Source organism: Psychrobacter sp. TWP2-1-2 (assembly GCF_049896785.1).
Taxonomy (GTDB): Bacteria; Pseudomonadota; Gammaproteobacteria; order Pseudomonadales; family Moraxellaceae; genus Psychrobacter.
Map to the genome: position 1 here is coordinate 44,101 of NZ_JAFCVA010000010.1, position 18,537 is coordinate 62,637.

The window sequence follows — 18,537 nt, forward strand, 5'->3', positions numbered from 1 at the left end:
AGAAATTACTTCAATATAGAGTCAGGGGCTTTTTTATGTCTAGCAAAACTCCATTGAATCCAACTTGCTGTCTACCTTATTTAAATGCGTGTTCGATTCAATTATCGAAGTTTAAACCGTATTTTTGAAATTTAAATAAAATAGTTTAATGCGAAAAGTTACGCTACACTTCTTCTTATAAATTACTGACTCAATCATGCTTTTACGACTAACTGGACTCACCTATGACTTTCGCTAGCCCTATCAAAAATATGGTGACGCATGCTAAGAAAACCCCATTTTCGATCACATCAGTCGCCTTGATAGCCGCGGTAGCATTACTACCTGCGTGCAGTACGGTATCAGTGAATAAGCAAGCGTCAGCGAAGACGATTACTGCGCAGCGCGGTAACATCGTCACCACCAAGAAACTAAGCAGTGATACGGCATCAGCGCTCTTATCGGCAGGGCTCAATGAGCAAGCCTGTATGCAGCAGTTTGATTTATGCCTCACTCAGCTTACTGACAGTATTTTGAATGAACACTACCGTCCTGCTTTGGCAGTTTTTGCAGAGTTACACTACGCAAAAGCGCGACAGCTTTCTGCCTCTCAAGACTGCCGCAATGCGCTGGCTCGCCCGCCACTTGATCCTTATTATGCCAACACACCTTTAGAGGATACAGAAGCTAAAGTCCAGCAAGAAAACACCAATCGCTCTCTAACAGGTTATCAAGAGCGATTATTCGATGCTATCAAATCCAGTTATACCTATTTATTTTATGACAGTTTGACGCATGATTTTGAGGGCGCAGATCAAGATAAAAGTCCCTCTCAGGCACAGAACCGTATTCCAAATGACACCGATATTCAAACCCAAGACATCTATAATGCCGCCAGTAATGATGTGATAACCCAGCTTTATAGATCAACCAACGGCTCAAATAAATTGATGGGCGGTACCAAAGTAGATTATTTGCCCACATCTGCTAGCCATCTTAATGACAGTAACCAAGCCGCGATTGCCAATTATTCACCGCTCAAAGGCAAACCTACTGACCAAGTCAATGTCATGAAAATACAAATTGATGATTATGATCTTGGTGTTTATTTGCCTAATGAAAATAACTATTTGCAAAATGCACATAAGCAGACCTCTGCACTAGCAGACTTGGTTTCTACTTACGAATTACGCCTCTCTGGGCTTAACTCAATCAGCAAACGTCCAGGCTTAGGTATCAGCTTGGTGGCCTCACTAGATGACCGTTATACCACCACGATTCGCCAATTATTAGTATCATCATTGTCAGGTCGATTGGCCAATGAAAAAGATGGAGACACAGATGAGAGCAAGCCAAGTTCGCGTATCTACCCTACTGGACATTTGCTGCTAACAGGATTGATTGAACCAAGCGGCGATAGCGTATTGGATGTACTAAGCAGTCGCCAGCTCGATATTCATTTATACAACCCATACCAAAGCGAAAGCGTTAACATCCTTAATAGTGACTATCCACTGGCGGCTAACTTTTCTGCAGGTTATGGGTTATGGCTGTCAGAGAACCAGCTAGATGGCGTCGGTTATCTCAATTTAATCACTCGCCAGCCAGAGGCCAGACTGCCCAAATTATTCATGCTTGAGCCTTATGATCCCAATAAGCGCGTCCTGATTATGCTGCATGGTTTGGCTTCTAGCCCTGCCACTTGGGTCAATTTAACCAACGATATTCTCAACGACGATAAGTTGCGTGATAACTATCAAGTGTGGCAGATATTCTATCCAACCAATTTGCCCATTTTAGAAAACCGTTATCAAATACAACAGTTAATCAACAGCACCTACAAGCAGACTGATCCTAAAGGACAAAATCGTGCCAGCAAAAACAGCGTGATTATCAGTCATAGTATGGGTGCCATTATCGCCCGTATGATGCTATCTGATGAGAACTTAGTCGATGACCTAGATCGACTAGACGATCAAAATGTGCTGTCTGATAGTGAAAAACGTAAGATTCGTGACGCACTTAAAGCATCATTTGGCGAAGATCAGCTAAAAGAACGCTTTGAGCTAAAAGCCTTACCACAAGTAGATACGGCTGTCTTTTTATCAGCGCCTTTTCGTGGAACTGACTATGCAGATCGCTGGTTCACTCGGGCACTGCGCCGTATTGTCTATTTGCCAGTTGGTTTGGTAAAAACTGTCACGGACAACTTAGCCACCATTGCCACGCAAGGTGATTTGGCACAAAATCCTTTGGGTGCGTTATATTTACAAAATGGCGCAAGTCAACTGAGCGACAAATCCTCTTTTATACAGCTGACGAAAGACATCACCATCAATGATCGTGTGACCTATCATTCTATCATTGCCAATAATGATGCCGATATTACCAAAGGACTGGCGCAAATGCAGCCAGCTGGTGCAAAGGTTGATTTATCGCAAGCAGTAGAAGAAGACATTGAAAATGAAACAGTCGGTACCAGTAGCCCTTCTGATAACTCAAAGCTCTCTGCCCAACCACTGTTTGCAGCCGTCACTGTCAATGAAGATATCAGCCAGGCACTAACTGAACGTCTCTCAGATGGTATTGTTCCTTATACCAGCGCTCATCTTGATGGCGCGGCCTCTGAGACGATTATCAGCGGTGGTCATAGCATTCAAACTAACCCGCAAACTATTTTGACATTGCGCCAGATTTTACACAAACAATTACAGGAATGATGATTGCTTGTGTCATATAGCACTGCACTGGTCTTTGCACTTTAAAATTAAGAGTAAAGCAGATGGCTTTGCAACTTTGTACTCTGTTGGATATTTGTGCCTATAATAGTACACAAATAAAACATTACTGTTATTAAGGTGAACTTGATAACACCTTGTTTTCCCAAGCGATTAGTCTGATATATCTGGGTTTATCTCAGCAGTTTTTAATGACTATCAGGTATGCGACCAATCTGTTGCGCAGCTTGCGTGTGTATCGAGGGAAGCGCATAATATATTGACAGCACCTGACAGTAATGTATTAATTTATAGGGATATAAATTACTTAATTCAGCTAAACAGTCGTTAGCTTAGCCGCACTCTATCCCTAAGATTGCTCGCTAATCAACACTGAGCCATTGCCCGTACTATTTTTTACCTTAATCTATAGACGATTGCGGGCAGTTACTTGAGCGTTTTATGGAAGCCAGCGCTATTCAGCTAACAGATAAGGGTAACCGTTTATGTTCGCTACGTTTATGATTGACCAGCTCGATGCGCTGATGCTCGCGCGTATCCAATTCGCTTTTGTTATCTCGTTTCATATTGTTTTTCCCGCGTTTTCTATCGGACTTGCCAGCTGGTTAACGGTACTTGAATTCCGTTGGCTCAAAACAGGCGAGCCAATTTATGCTGAAGTTTATAAACACTGGGTCAAGATATTCGCCGTTGTTTTCGGCTTAGGCGTGGTATCTGGTGTAGTAATGTCCTACCAGTTCGGTACTAACTGGGCGGTATTTTCTGACAAAGCCGGTAACGTCTTGGGGCCACTACTCGCCTACGAAGTATTGACCGCGTTTTTCTTAGAAGCATCCTTTTTAGGTATTATGCTATTTGGTTGGGGGCGCGTGAGCAAACGTATGCACTTTGCTTCCACTGCCATTGTCGCCATTGGTACACTGATTTCAGGCTTTTGGATTTTAGCCGCCAACAGCTTTATGCAGACGCCGCAAGGCTTTATGATGGGCGCAGATGGTCTTTTATATCCTACCAACTGGATTGAGATCATTTTTAGCCCTTCATTCCCTTACCGCTATGCTCATATGATGACAGCGGCATTCTTGACGACTGCCTTTGTCATTGGCGGGGTTGGTGCTTATTATATTCAGTCCAAAAAACACACCGAACACCGTCAACATGGTCGTGTCATGCTAGGTATGGCCATGATTATGGCCATATTTGTCGCACCCGCTCAAGTATTGATTGGCGATGAGCATGGTCTAAATACTTTAGAGCATCAGCCAGCCAAAGTCGCAGCGATGGAAGGTATTTGGGAGGATGAGCGCGGCGCAGCGTTACGCCTATTTGCTATTCCTGACCAAGAAAACCAAACCAATAAATATGAAATAAGCATCCCCTATGTTTCAGGCTTGATTCTTACCCATTCGTTAGATGGCGAAGTAAAAGGCCTAAAAAACTGGGCACCTGAAGACCAACCACCGGTGATGATTGTATTCTGGGCATTTCGCATCATGGTTGGTATTGGCATGTTAATGGTGCTGGTCGGCTTATTTAGTCTCTATAAATACTTTAAAAAACAACAATATAGCCCCGAAAGTGTCTGGTTCCACCGTGCTTGGATGATGATGACGCCACTTGGCTTTATCGCATTACTGGCTGGCTGGTTTGTGACCGAGACAGGTCGTCAACCATGGACTGTATATGGTGTGATACGCACCGCAGAAAGCATGTCACCGCTCGCAGCACAGCAAGTGGCAACCACGTTGATTGGTTTTATTGTCCTCTATATATTTGTCTTCGGTGCAGGCAGTTTTTATATTCTACGCTTGATCGCTCAAGGGCCAAAACCGTACGAAGATCCTGCCGATGATAACTTCTATGAGCACTCAGTGACCGAAAGCCAAGGTCGTGCGCTCAGTGGCGATAGCAATCCTGCTAAGAGCACTGAAGAAGATATAGATACTCCTGCAAACGACGTCGATGATGGAGGGTTACGCTAATGTTTAACTACGGTGATGTATTAGACTTACCTTTAATTTGGGGCGGACTGATCGCTCTATCCGTCTTTATCTATGTATTGCTTGATGGCTTTGATTTGGGCTGCGGCATCTTGTTTCCCTTTGCTGGCTCAGACAAAAACCGTAGCCGCATCATGAACTCTATTGCCCCGTTTTGGGATGGTAACGAGACTTGGCTAGTATTGGGCGGTGGCGGCTTGTTCGCTGCTTTCCCAGTGGCTTATGGCATCATTATGACGGGGCTTTATCTGCCTGTTACTTTCATGCTATTCGGTCTAATAATGCGCGGTGTAGCATTTGAATTTCGCTTCAAAGCATCGTCACGTCGTCACGTATGGGACACTTTCTTTTTTGTTGGTTCAGTCGTTGCTACATTCTCTCAAGGTATGATGCTTGGGGCGCTTGTACAAGGTCTTGAGGCAAGCAACCGCCTATATACTGGTGGGCCGTTTGACTGGCTCACACCTTTCTCGATTGTCTGCGGCTTTGCCATGATTATTGGTTATGCCTTACTTGGCTCTACATGGCTTATTATCAAAACTGAGCATACCCTACAAGTCTGGGCACGCAAAGTGTCTGGCTGGATGCTGTCTGCTTTGGTAGTGGCAATGATCGTCGTCACAGCGTTTATGTATTTTTCAGACATTAATGCCCTCGAAGGCTGGTTTGGTTTCCCAGGTCTATTATATCTAGCGCCAATGCCAATTATAGTTTTACTATTATTTTTCTTGATGCGTAAAGACTTAAGTGGCGAGCGCGAATATCGTCCTTTCTTGTTGACTGTGGCACTGTTTTTGATGGGCTATATCGGGGTTTGTTTCGCCATGTTCCCATACATCGTACCGTATCAGATGACAATTTATGAGGCAGCCGCAGCTGACACCTCACTATCCTTTATGTTAGTTGGTGCCGTCATAATGCTACCGATTATCCTGAGTTATACCGCTTTTGCCTACTACACCTTTAAGGGTAAAACCGGACATGAGCATATGTACTAAGGGTAAATAGAGGATATAAAAATGTGGCTACTGCAAATATGAGCAGTGACTATACTTTTTAAAGCGCATTAACACGTAGTAGGAGGCGAGCATGAAGAAGCTCAGTAAGAAACAGTCACAATGGGCATGGTTCATTGGGCTATATATAGCAGGGTTTGCAGTTATTTTTACGATTGCTCAATTGATCAAGTTGGCTATGGGCATCTAGCAATCATTTGCAGCCCACTTAGCCATGGCTATATCACATAAAAAAGCAGCGTCGATGAATCGGCGCTGCTTTTTTATGTGATTACTTATATAAGATTAATAAGAATTAGGCATCTTAATCTAAGCGCCTTGATGGTGATCAACGCCGTTACTTTTGATAAATTCATTTACCTGAGCTAAGCGTTCAGGCGTGCCCACATCGATCCAATTATCAGAAATGATTTCAGCCGTGACTTGGAACTTTATCATCGCTTGCTTGAGCAATGGTGCCAACGCCGCTGACTGACCTGATACCAACCCATCGACCAATCGTGGTGACATCACACTAATGCCAGCAAAGGTGTATTTGTCTGCATCACCAATCGGCTGCTCGCTGGCTAAACCATTATTGATCGCAAAATCACCGCCGTTATTATGCTCTGGATTGTCAATCAATAACAGATGTGCGCGCTGATCTGCGCCAAGCTTATAATCTCGCAACTGCGCAAAATCATAGGTCGTCCATACATCTGAGTTCACTAAGATAAATGGCTCATCGCGCAGCTTGCCAGTTTGCAACGCTTGAAAAATACCACCTGCGGTCTCTAGAGGCTCATCATTCTCTACTGACCAATGCAATTTGACACCGTATTGACTGCCATCACCCAGTGTATCCATCAGCTTATCAGCCAGCCATGACGCATTAATGGTGATATCAGTGATACCAGCTGCTTGTAGCGCTTTAATGTGCCAGACGATAAGCGGCTGTCCACCCACCTCTACCAGAGGTTTGGGCGTATCAAGTGTTAACGGACGCAGACGCGTGCCCTTACCAGCAGCCAAAATCATTGCTTGGGTAATCATTGCTCGGTCAATTTCAGACATGTGCGCTCCTTTTTTTATTTTATTGGATTATACATTCAGATTAAAACTTGCTAATGTTTTAACGTAACTTATCAAATGAGCATTACTTATCAGATGAGCATTCGCGTCAAATAAAGCTCGCAAGTGATTTGCAAGTGATTTACCCTAAATATACTGCTGTACGAACTTATTTTGATAAGCTGGCAGTATATTATCCCTGAGACTCTCATTAAACGGCGCTACTGCTTGTTGCATATGCGGTCTACCGTGCGCCTCTAACCATTCTAATTCAAACATTAAATCACGCATCACCTTAGGAATATCCGCCAAATAGCGATCTTTGCCATCTCGCTCAGACAAGCGAATAAAAATTCCCAACACTTTTAAATGTCGCTGCACGCCAATGACATTCATATCGTTTCCGAGCTGCTCTATGCTATCTGCTGTGGTCAAGCCTGCTTGCTTTTGCAACTGCCAAAAATCATTAATCCATGCAGAGACTTGGCTCTCTGGCCATTCTACATAAGCATCTCGCAGCAATGACACCAAATCATAGGTATAAGAGCCGATGACGGCGTCTTGAAAGTCAATCACGCCTAAACGCGAGCGATCCGCTTGGTCTTGCATCAAATTACGACTGTGATAATCACGATGGACGATGACTTGTGGTTGCTGCAAAATCTCTTTTATTAAGGCTTCTTTTAAAGTATTCCATAATGCTTTATCAAACTCGACACCGATATAAGGTATAAACCAATCGCTGAATAAATCCATCTCACGATCTAATAACTCGGTATCATAATCTGGCAATTGATGTTGCGACTTGGCTGTTTCAACTGGCACGGTCTGTAGCGCGACCAACGTCTGCATTGCCAACTGATAATGCTCATCTATCTGCGCAGGCGTCGCATCAACGAGCAGATGAGCGAACTCTATCGCACCAAAATCCTGTAACACCAAAAAGCCTTTCGTCACGTCTTGCGCAATGAGCGTCGGCACATTGATCGCCGGTGCCATCAGCTTAGTCACATTGATAAACTGGCGCATGGCGTCTTGTTCGTCCGCTGAATCCATAACAATATAATGTGCGACTGTCGTGTCATTACTGTCTGACAGCTGGATTCTATGGTATTGGCGAGCACTTGCGTCACCGGGTAGACTATCGAGTTGGAACGCTTGACCAGCAAATACTTGCTGCAACCAGCTCTCTAATTGTTGTAGACGGCTATTGAGTTTGGTATCGATCATATTAGGCTCTAAGAGTGTTTTATCAGTCATAATGGGCATCGCAGGTTAAATATAAGTCATAAACAATTAAAGTAGTGATAAGTCAGGCAAAACCTTGTTAAAATAGCAACGTCTTGAGCCAAAAAAACTGCGATAGCAGGCGTATTGGGATATCATTCGACATCTAGCGCTGAGCATAACCTCAGCAACCATTCAAAAAACAGCTCGGCTATATTATAAATTTTGGTAAATAGTGTAGCTGATTTGGTTTTTTTTGACTATGATTAGTCGTCATTATATGTAAAACAGCCAAATTCTTAAGATAGCATTATCAATCAGTGATTTTTTAGTCGTTTATTAACCGCCATACATGATTAATAATATGGTTACTAAATTCAGTATCGCAATCCAATAGGCTCTGCAATCATAGGTGTGCCCTTGTTATATTCTCCGCTTTACCAAAGCATCCGTTTGATCTTATTTGGTGCCTTAGGCTTGTCCAGCCTAACCGTTAGTGCTGCGCCCAGCAATGCTGACACACAGCAAACTGAGTCGCTAATCACTGACAGTAGCACCCGTTATGTCTCTGATGTTACACCTGATGCCAATCGCAGTAGTGTCCAAAAAGACAGCGACTATAACGATATCCGCTATCAAAATAGCAATAATCAAAAAACTGACTTTCAGCGTAATACGTCTCAAAAGGCTGCTACTGATAACAATGCGTCAGATAGTAGTTTTGACAATACTTTTAATGAAAGCACCTTTAGTGAAAGCACCTTTAACGACAGGATCTCTAATGAGAATACTATTAATGAAAGCGCCTTAAACAACCGCCCTCTAGAAATTACCGCCATCAACGAGAGTGATGATCAAGGTTTTTTACCAGCAGCAGATACGATTGCGACCACTCAAAACAATAGCACTGCTCAGCTTACTGAAACCACTGCACCTAAAGCCGCACAGAAGACTGGTAAAGTTGATGTGAGTGATGAAAGTATTCAAGATAGTCTGCTGCGTTTAGCAGAGTTTTATGAGCTGACACCTGATACAGATGCCTCAACGTTAAACAATAGAGATAATGCTAACCAAGATGTCATTCAAAACGAGCTAACACCTACCCCGCAAACCATTCCAAAAGTGGGTAAAAACTTACAGTTATTACCGAATGCCGTAGATAGCGCCCAACGCTGCGAAGGCCAATGGGTTTATCCAAAGAGCAACCCTAACTATCAACGCGCGGTCAATGAGGCGGGAGCAACCAATGGACAGCCAGCGCCAAACTTAAATGGTCTTCCGAATAATCAAGCGCCGCTGTTTTCAGAATCAGATTATGGTTATTACGACAATGTCGACTATGCAGAGCTGTCGGGCAATGTCATTATCAATCAGGGTACCCAGCAGATAGAAGCAGAAAAAGTCTTGTTAGATTTGAGCAATGGCATTGCCGCAGCTCAAGGTAAAGTCATGTTTACTGACCAAGCGACAGGTCAGCAAGTATCACCTAGCAACGCACTAGATAGCAATGCGCCAAACCGCTCATCGAATAACCCCCAAGCCAATTTCACTGAAAAAGCATCAAAAGGTGGTCTTATCGGGGTCGCCGATAGTTTGAACTATAATACTGAAACTGGGCAGTCGACAGCTAATGATGTGGCTTTTGCTAGTGTAGAACTGCAAGCTCATGGTTATGCCAAGCGCTTGAACAGACCGAATGACAGTCAATATGAACTAGATGATGTCATGTTTAGTACCTGTCCACCAACCAATCGTAAATGGCAGTTTGATGCCAAAAGCATTGATTTAGATACTGATACAGGTCGCGGCGAAGCCTATAACACTACTTTCCGTATCGCTGACGTGCCTGTGTTTTATTTGCCTTACTTCAACTTTCCGATTGATAATCGTCGCACCAGTGGTTTTTTATTGCCGAATGCCAGTATCAGTAGTGAAAGCGGTCTTGAGGTTGATATACCCTACTATTTCAATTTGGCACCCAATTATGATGCCACGCTCAATACCCATATTTATACCGATCGCAATCCTATGGTGTCAGGCGAGTTTCGCTATCTGACCGAAAGTTATGGCGAAGGTATTTTTAATGGTTCATATTTGCCTAATGACAAAGAGTACAATGACGAAGACCGCTCTAGCTTTTTTTATGATCATTATTGGTCATCTAAGAGCATTCCACGCTTAAGCGGTGATGCAAAATACAGCTATGTGTCAGATTCCGACTACCTCAATGATTTTGACACGCTGGGTCTATCAGACAGCACCATAAACTTACCACGCCGTGCGCGTGTCAATTATTATAATGACTATGTTGATGGTGAATTGAAGGTAGAAACCTTTCAAACTCTAGACGCTTTTACTAGTAATGGTAAACCTTTAGAAGACAAAGATAAGCCTTACTCAAGATTGCCGCAGCTCAAACTCGATTATCGACTGCCTTGGGCGAAGAGCTTCGATATCACTGGTGTACACGATTCTGCTTATTTCAAAAAATCCATCGACGATGGCTCTGAGAATGAAAAAAGTGGCGGGCGAATTTATAATAAACTCAGCGCCGTTTATCCAATGGAAAAATCTTGGGGTTATATCAAGCCCAAACTGAGCTTACAACATCTCTATACCTCTTATGATGAGGATAGCTTAGCCGACAACCAGTTGAGTGATAAAGACGGTAGCCAGTCGGTATTTGTACCGCAAGCCAGTATTGATGCAGGTCTAAATTTCTATCAAGCAGGCTCACCTTTTGGCGCATTCGACGATACCATGGGTGGCTATCGCTTGCTAAGCCCGCGATTGAAATACACCTACTCGCCATATGAAGACCAAAACGATATTCCGAACTTTAATACGCGTATTGCCTCTATTAACTATGAACAGCTGTTCTCTGACAGTTGGTTCTTAGGGCATGATCGCTTGCAAGATTTGCATTCGCTTACTCCTGGTATCAATTATCGTTACATCGACGCAACGGGTGTGACACGTTTTGATGGTAGCATTGCAGAGCAGTTTTATATCGATAATGGACGTGTTACGCTTGATGATCAGCAACCGGTATTTACTTCATCATCATCAGGCATGGTATGGGATACCAGCACTCAACCTTATAACAATTTTTGGGTTGATGTCAGCGGAGCACTGACCAACGACTACGATTTAAATTATATTACGACTGAATTACGTTATCAGCCGTCTGACAACAGCTTGTTCAATGTGGGCTATGTCAAACGCCAACGTGATGAAAACACCGATCAGCTGCCGCTCTCTGCTTTTACCGCATCGGCTGTCTTTCCAATCAATAACAGCTGGCGAATCTTGGCTCAAGGTCAATACGATTACAATCGTGATAAAGTTCTTGATTCGTTGGTCGGCGTTGATTACGAAGATTGCTGCTTTGGTTTTGCAGTTTATGGTCGTCGTTACTATAATGACTTAAATGTCAAAGACAAACCAACGCAAGCCATTATGGCAGAGATTAGATTGAATGGTTTGGGTAGTGGTAGCAGCCGCCTGACTCGCTTACTCTCTGATAAAATCTTGGGCTTTGAACCTGTCCAGACTGCTTGGAAAGATTAAGACCGTGCTTGTATAAATATTTTTACTATATATTTCATAACCCAGTTTGTAACCCTATTATGGTCAACCCTGTCTAATATCTGACTGTTAAAAGTATTAAATAGCGTTGACCAACTACCATCCGATGCGATGACATTGATGAGGAGCATCATGAGATTTTTTTCTTTACGTCAAACCAGCCGTGCTGTATTGCTATCTATGAGTGCTAGCCTTGCGCTTACATTGAGCGCCCAAGCTGCCACCGTTAAACCTGCAAAAGCACAAGCACCTCAAGCAAATGCTGTGACCGCGCAGAATAACGTCAATCGTTTGACGCCAGCCAATAGCACCGACGGTATTATTGCGTTAGTCAATGAAAATGCTATCTTAAAGAGCGATTTGATCGATGCTATCACCCAAGCACAAGCACGTGCACAAGCGGCTGGTGAACCAATAGCAAACTCAGCACAGCTACAGTCTGAGGTGTTAAATGCGCTCATATTGCGTGAGTTACAACTGTCTATGGTCAAGCGCGTCGGTTTAAACCCTGATGAAGCGGCTATCAATCAACGCCTCGGTCAAATTGCTCAAGCAGAAGGGCTGACGAGCATCTCAGCTTTGCAACAGCGTTTGGACGCAGCAAAACCTGGTAGCTATGCGGCGCTACGTGCGCAATTAATCGAAGATGCAGCCATTCAAGCCTTGCAACAGCGCCAAATCGGTAACCGCGTGCGCATCAGCGAACAGGATATTGATGCATTTTTGGCCTCGCCTGAAGCCAAGCGCTTAAACCAGAGTGAGTATCAAACGATTCATGTACGAGTACCTTACATGGATGACTACAGCCGACTATCAGAAGCCCAACGCAATGAGGCGCTAAAGGTAGCAGAAGCTCTGCGTACTCGCCTGCTTGCACCAAACGTTGATGTCGCTGAAGCGGTCGCTGCTAGCCAAGGCAACTATCCTATTCCGCTACAAGGTGGCGATATGGGCTTTCATAAAGCCGCGTCTCTACCTACAGAGCTATCAAGTGAGATTACCAAACTTGAGGTTGGCGCGGTCAGCGCACCATTAATAACGCCTGAAGGTATCGATATAATCAAACTTGCTGACAAAAAAGCCAGCGATACCATGCTGATACCGCAGTGGCGTACTCGCCATATATTGGTGAAAGTTGATGAGCTACAGACAGACGCGCTTGCTGAGCAAAAGATTAATGATTTGTATGAACAGCTACGCAGCGGCGCTGATTTTGCTGGTTTAGCATCGACCTATTCAGATGATCCCGGTTCCGCTGGCCGCGGTGGCGATCTTGATTGGGTGAGCGAAGAAGACATGATTGGTCCATTCGAAGCCATGATGAAAAACACGGCGGTTGGTGACTACTCTGCTCCTTTCAAAACCCAGTTTGGCTGGCATATATTGAAAATAGAAGGCAAACGCCAACAAGATGTTAGCGATCAATATCGTCGCAATATGGCACGTCAAGCGCTTTATCAGCGCTTAGCACCGCAAGCCAAAGAAGACTGGCTACAAGAGCTACGCGCAGGTGCTTACATCCAAGTACTTGGCTAACTGATATAGGCATCGATAAGTCAAATCTAATAATACTTTGTCAAAAAGGGTATATGCTAATGCATGTACCCTTTTTTTATTAACGTTTATTTATGCGCTAAAAATAATCAGAAGGTAATCTCAAATATATTACAGCATGTCCAAACACAAGAATATCGAATAAAATTATTATAAGCATTACACACACAAAGAAAAGCCCCGAACCTAGGGCGATTGGTTCGGGGCTATGGCGCTTCATATTGTTGTTATTATTTCTTCCATGCTGACTCATCCTAAGTCATAAACAGTATCCTATAAGACAGCGGGCTGACCTGTGCTTTTATTGATACTGTCTCAACACTGCATCCATGCGTATCCTTGTGTTGATGCAGGTATTGTAGGGTAATCAGTTTAATGCGACTAGAGGCTAAAGACCTTATTTAACGTAAGCATATGCTTACAGCCTCTTTTAACATTGCATCATACGATGGCTATAGTGTTGGCAGGCTATTAACCCTAACTTCTCTGCTCTTCTGCATGTTCCTTTGAGACTTTTTCACCTTCTTTTTTACCTTCTATGATTTTGTGATCGGTCTCTTTGATATCTTCCGCTTCTGCAGTAGGGGCATTTTGCGCTTGATTGCTCTCCTCTTCTGGTTCGTATTGTAAAGTCGTCATAACAGGAAAGTGATCCGAGCCTATCGACGGCATACGCCGAATATCTACCACCGTAAAACAAGCACTATGGAAGATGTGATCCAGCGCCCAACGTAAAAATGGATAACTGACATGAAAAGTATTGATAAAATGTCGACCAATACGCGGATCCAACAATCCTGAGATACGTTGAAAGCGTCGAGTCGTCTTTGACCATGCTACATCATTGAGATCGCCTGCCAATATCGCCGTTTGCTTGTTTTCTTTGATGTGTTTGCCAACCATCAATAGCTCAGCATCGCGGGTAGTAGATTTATCCGCTTCCGTCGGGCTTGGCGGCATAGGATGCAAGCAATACAACCAAATCACGCGACCACTTTGCAGGCGCAGTTGGGCATGAATAGAAGGTATGTCATCAATCATCAAGTACTTAACTTCAGGATCAATCAACTCAAGCTTAGAATAAAGATGCATCCCATACAGATTGTCTAGTGGCACTTTTACGGTGTAAGGATAATCAGCTTCGATTTGATGCAGCGCTTTTTCCCATTTTTCATCACTCTCTAGCGTAATTAAAATATCAGGCTGTCTTTGCTTCACCAAATCCACCAGTTTTTGGGTGTCATTATTGGGCGTTAGTACGTTTGATACCATTATTTTTAGTTGATGCGCCTGCCCTTCTGGCTTGTCTTTTGCCTTTTGAACTTCTTTTTTCCATAGCTTGGTATAAGGCAATACCATCCTAAGCTGAAAGGCTAATGTAATGCTTAAGACGGTAAATAACAGCCACTGTCCCAGCTGCCACTCTGACCAAAAAATCAGCATACCAATCCAAGCGATGACACCCAACACCATGATCTGAATACGCGGAAATTCAACACCGCGCACCCACCAATTATCCAGTGGTATCCAGCCCCAAATCGTCACAAATGCGATGAACCCTGCTAGCCACTGTATGCTGTAATATAATAGTGAGAGATCCATAGTATGTATTAGCCGTCTATTAAATGATGAATATCGCCATGATTTTAACTGAACTGACGTTAGCTGTTTACTTTAGCATTTCAGAAGGTTATCGCCTACTAATGAGCATGGATTATTCGTTAACCGCTATAAAACATTACACTTTTAATTCGCCCACCATAACGAGTACTACGGACAAATTTTATTTTTAGGGCTATCTACTTGTGGCGAGTAAGGCATTGCCACTATCGCCATTAGGTTAATAACTTAAAGTTATACTGAACATCATTAATAGTGTATGAAAAACCACTAAAAACGGCCGAAACGCCTTGCTTTTTATGGCTATTCACGGCATTGTTATCGGCTGGCAATGCAACAATTTATGGTAAAAAGGATTGAGTTTCATGAGTAATTTAACAGTAGGCTTGGTAGGCTGGCGCGGCATGGTCGGTTCAGTATTAATACAACGTATGACTGAGGAAAAAGATTTTGACGGTATTACACCCGTGTTTTTCTCAACCAGCAACGCAGGTGGTAATGCCCCAAGCCTTGATGGTATTCATACCGGCCAATTAAAAGATGCTCATGATATTGACGCGCTAGCAGCTTGTAATGTCATCATTACCTGCCAAGGCGGCGACTATACCTCGCAAGTCCATCAACCGCTACGTGATAGTGGCTGGAATGGCTACTGGATTGATGCGGCAAGCACCTTGCGAATGGAAGATGACAGCATCATCATTCTCGATCCAGTCAATCGCGCCGTTATTGACAGCGCCCTAGCCAATGGCAAAAAAGACTTTATCGGTGGTAACTGTACCGTGTCACTAATGCTTATGGCGATTGGCGAGCTGTTTAATAAAGGCTGGGTAGAATGGGTCAGCGCCATGACTTATCAGGCTGCTAGTGGTTCTGGTGCTAACAACATGCGCGAATTAATCACTGGCATGGGCGTGCTACACGATGCAGTCAAAGACGAGTTGGCTGACCCTGCCAGCGCCATCCTTGATATTGATAAAAAAATCGCTCAGACTCAGCGCTCAGATGACTTTCCTAAGCGATACTTTGGTGTGCCATTAGCAGGTAGCTTGATCCCCTATATCGATGTTCAGTTAGAAAACAAGCAATCCAAGGAAGAATGGAAAGGCGGCGTCGAAACCAATAAAATCCTTGGTAACGCAGAAGCCGATAAGATTGCTATCGATGGCATGTGTGTCCGCGTTGGTGCGATGCGCTGTCATGCGCAAGGCCTTACCATCAAGCTCAAAAAAGACATTCCGCTAGAAGAAATCGAAGCAGCACTTAAAAACAGCGGCAATGAATGGTTGGACTTGGTCGAAGACGACAAAGAAGCGACCATGAATCGTTTAACCCCAGTGGCAGTGACTGGCACATTGACAGTTGCACTAGGTCGCTTGCGTAAGCTCAATATGGGCCCTGAGTATCTAGGCGCATTTACCGTTGGTGATCAACTGTTATGGGGCGCAGCCGAGCCGCTACGTCGTATGCTTAATATCATCCGTGAGCAAAAAGACTAAGTTTATTTTCTTAAAAAGTCAGTACAAAAAAGACAGCAAATGCTGTCTTTTTTATGGGCATACCACTTCCAAAAATTTGAATAGCACGGCAAACAAATGCAAGTCCTACTTATAACAAGCTCAGAAAATGTGACAACGCTCATCTTATACTTTGAGGCTAGAATTACTTTGGCTTGTAAGCAATCATCACTTCATTACGGCGCAAAAAAGGCAGCGTCCAAGGCGGATTATAACGTGCCAGTTCAGGCTCGCCCGTTATAGTCAAATTTTGGGTTTGCATCCAAGATTGTAGCTCTTCTGTTTTAGTCGCTACTTTTTTACTGCCTGCCAACCCTGAGAACTTAATCACACCGTACGTCTGTGCTGGCACCTCGGTAATCGTGATGTTTGGATTATTAGGCTTTGGCAGTGTTTGCATCGTATATTGACTGGGCATAGTAAATTGTACACGCCACTTACCATCGTCTTGCTGCATACTTACTGGTGCTGTCATCGCAATTTTCTGTGATTCGCTATCACTCTTTTTGTTATTAGGCTGCATCGTAACGGGCGCAGTCATGCTAATTTTACTACTACCGCCAGTTGGCGCTGTATTATTGCCAAATATATAGTCGGCTAACACTTTAAACCCTTCGCGACTCGCTGAGTCTTGGTCTCCACTTACCAACGTTTGCGCTACTAGCTGCTTATCGTAACGACGCAGCTCAAAGTCATCCATTTGCGACCACACTGTATAATTCGGCTCTTCGGTCGCCATAGCTGCTCCTGAGGTTAATAATGAACCACTTAATAATAAGTAGGTTGCCTTTTTCATAGTATGTCTCCAGCAGTTGAAACATCGCTTAGCAATGGTTACTGTCTCGCCATTATGATTTCTACTTTACCAATTACTCATAAGTACTGTCTGTGTCTTTTGGTTATGACAAAATACTATTAACCAAAAGACCCATTTGTCAGATATATCAATACCTCATAAACATCTATGTCCAAAAAAACTGCTAACAATGCTATAATTATCACCATTTTCATAGCTTACATAGCGGTTATCATATGCAATTTGTCTTACATAAAACGGCCAGCGGTGACACGCGTGCGCGCCGTGGTACGGTTCATCTCAATCATGGCGACGTGCAAACACCAGCGTTTATGCCTGTTGGCACTTATGGTACGGTCAAGGGCATGCTGCCACGTGATATTGAAGCCATTGGTGCGGATATTATTTTGGGCAATACCTTTCATCTATGGTTACGTCCAGGTACCGAAGTGATTGATAAGTTTGGCGGCTTGCATAAGTTCATGCATTGGGATAAGCCTATCCTGACTGATTCAGGTGGTTTCCAAGTATTCAGTCTGGGTGCCATGCGTAAAATCACCGAAGAAGGGGTCGACTTTAAATCTCCTATCGATGGTGCGAAAGTTTTTCTGTCGCCAGAAAAATCGATGCAGATTCAGTACAGCTTGAACTCAGACATCGTCATGCAATTTGATGAGTGTACGCCCTATCCTGCGACTCATGACGAAGCTAAAAAGTCATTAGAGCTGTCATTACGTTGGGGACAGCGCTGTGTTGATGAGCACAACAGACTGGGCAGCACCAACGCATTATTTGGCATTATTCAAGGCAGTATGTATCCTGATTTGCGTCAGCAATCACTTGAAGGCCTGCTCGATATCGGCTTTGATGGTTATGCCATCGGTGGTCTGTCAGTTGGTGAACCAAAAGATGAAATGATAGATGTCCTAGACTACCTCCCTGATGATATGCCAGCAGATAAGCCACGCTATCTGATGGGCGTTGGTAAGCCTGAGGATTTAGTTGAAGGCGTACGTCGCGGTGTCGATATGTTCGACTGTGTGATGCCGACGCGTAACGCGCGTAATGGTCACTACTTCGTCACAGGCGATGCAGACAATGCTGGTGTGGTACGTATCCGTAACAGTCAGTATCGCAATGACGAAGGTCCATTAGATCCTGAATGCGACTGCTATACTTGCCAAAATTTTAGCCGTGCTTATCTCTACCATCTTAATAAGTGTAAAGAGATGCTGGGCGCTCAATTAGCGACTATCCATAACTTGCGCTATTATCAGCGTTTGATGCAAGGTATCCGTGATGCCATTGAACAAGACAAATTTGATGAGTTTGTCAGCGAATTTTATAACAAACGTGGACAAACAGTACCTGAGTTAAATCTACGCTAATCATATTTTTGCAATTGTCATATCTATAAAAAGGGCTTAAGAATTATCTTAAGCCCTTTTTAGT

At 43.7% G+C, this 18,537-nt stretch carries 12 protein-coding genes; 8 read left to right on the forward strand and 4 right to left on the reverse strand.

The window, feature by feature from the left end:
• Positions 1-224 precede the first annotated feature (224 nt).
• From ACP7AE_RS10510 to ACP7AE_RS10525, 4 genes are all read left to right on the forward strand, one after another.
• Positions 225-2,699 (forward strand): esterase/lipase family protein, encoded by a 2,475-nt coding sequence (locus ACP7AE_RS10510; RefSeq protein WP_426242963.1) that lies wholly within the window; start codon positions 225-227, stop codon positions 2,697-2,699.
• 503 nt (positions 2,700-3,202) lie between these two features.
• Positions 3,203-4,699 (forward strand): cytochrome ubiquinol oxidase subunit I, encoded by a 1,497-nt coding sequence (locus ACP7AE_RS10515; RefSeq protein WP_426242965.1) that lies wholly within the window; start codon positions 3,203-3,205, stop codon positions 4,697-4,699.
• On the forward strand, positions 4,699-5,715 hold the full coding sequence (gene cydB / locus ACP7AE_RS10520) for a cytochrome d ubiquinol oxidase subunit II (protein ID WP_426242967.1): 1,017 nt from the start codon (positions 4,699-4,701) through the stop codon (positions 5,713-5,715). The genes ACP7AE_RS10515 and cydB overlap by 1 nt, the downstream gene beginning before the upstream one ends.
• Before the next feature lie 91 nt (positions 5,716-5,806).
• Positions 5,807-5,923 (forward strand): DUF2474 domain-containing protein, encoded by a 117-nt coding sequence (locus ACP7AE_RS10525; RefSeq protein ID WP_372815413.1) that lies wholly within the window; start codon positions 5,807-5,809, stop codon positions 5,921-5,923.
• Between the two features lie 119 nt (positions 5,924-6,042).
• Here ACP7AE_RS10525 and murU read toward each other — a convergent pair whose 3' ends face one another.
• Together murU and ACP7AE_RS10535 are read right to left on the reverse strand one after the other, a co-directional pair.
• Positions 6,043-6,786 carry an N-acetylmuramate alpha-1-phosphate uridylyltransferase MurU gene (murU, locus tag ACP7AE_RS10530; protein WP_426242969.1) on the reverse strand — a complete coding sequence of 248 codons (744 nt, stop codon included), beginning with the start codon at positions 6,784-6,786 and terminating at the stop codon, positions 6,043-6,045.
• A gap of 144 nt (positions 6,787-6,930) precedes the next feature.
• Positions 6,931-8,043 (reverse strand): aminoglycoside phosphotransferase family protein, encoded by a 1,113-nt coding sequence (locus ACP7AE_RS10535; protein ID WP_426242971.1) that lies wholly within the window; start codon positions 8,041-8,043, stop codon positions 6,931-6,933.
• Positions 8,044-8,430: 387 nt separating this feature from the next.
• Here ACP7AE_RS10535 and ACP7AE_RS10540 point away from each other — a divergent pair, with 387 nt between their 5' ends.
• Positions 8,431-11,580 (forward strand): LPS-assembly protein LptD, encoded by a 3,150-nt coding sequence (locus tag ACP7AE_RS10540; RefSeq protein ID WP_426242973.1) that lies wholly within the window; start codon positions 8,431-8,433, stop codon positions 11,578-11,580.
• A 150-nt stretch (positions 11,581-11,730) separates the two neighbouring features.
• On the forward strand, positions 11,731-13,134 hold the full coding sequence (locus ACP7AE_RS10545; RefSeq protein WP_201539603.1) for a peptidylprolyl isomerase: 1,404 nt from the start codon (positions 11,731-11,733) through the stop codon (positions 13,132-13,134).
• A gap of 495 nt (positions 13,135-13,629) precedes the next feature.
• On the opposite strand, the gene ACP7AE_RS10550 is transcribed toward ACP7AE_RS10545, so the two are convergent.
• On the reverse strand, positions 13,630-14,754 hold the full coding sequence (locus ACP7AE_RS10550; protein ID WP_426242975.1) for an endonuclease/exonuclease/phosphatase family protein: 1,125 nt from the start codon (positions 14,752-14,754) through the stop codon (positions 13,630-13,632).
• A gap of 383 nt (positions 14,755-15,137) precedes the next feature.
• On the opposite strand from ACP7AE_RS10550, the gene asd reads away from it, so the two are divergent.
• The gene (gene asd, locus ACP7AE_RS10555) at positions 15,138-16,271 is read left to right on the forward strand and encodes an aspartate-semialdehyde dehydrogenase (protein ID WP_201539601.1); all 1,134 of its coding nucleotides are present in this window, start codon (positions 15,138-15,140) and stop codon (positions 16,269-16,271) included.
• Between the two features lie 163 nt (positions 16,272-16,434).
• On the opposite strand, the gene ACP7AE_RS10560 is transcribed toward asd, so the two are convergent.
• On the reverse strand, positions 16,435-17,085 hold the full coding sequence (locus tag ACP7AE_RS10560; protein WP_201539600.1) for an SOUL family heme-binding protein: 651 nt from the start codon (positions 17,083-17,085) through the stop codon (positions 16,435-16,437).
• A 236-nt stretch (positions 17,086-17,321) separates the two neighbouring features.
• Between ACP7AE_RS10560 and tgt the strand changes: the two genes are divergently transcribed.
• Positions 17,322-18,473, forward strand: a complete 1,152-nt coding sequence (gene tgt, locus ACP7AE_RS10565) for a tRNA guanosine(34) transglycosylase Tgt (protein WP_193009500.1) — start codon at positions 17,322-17,324, stop codon at positions 18,471-18,473.
• Positions 18,474-18,537: the final 64 nt, after the last annotated feature.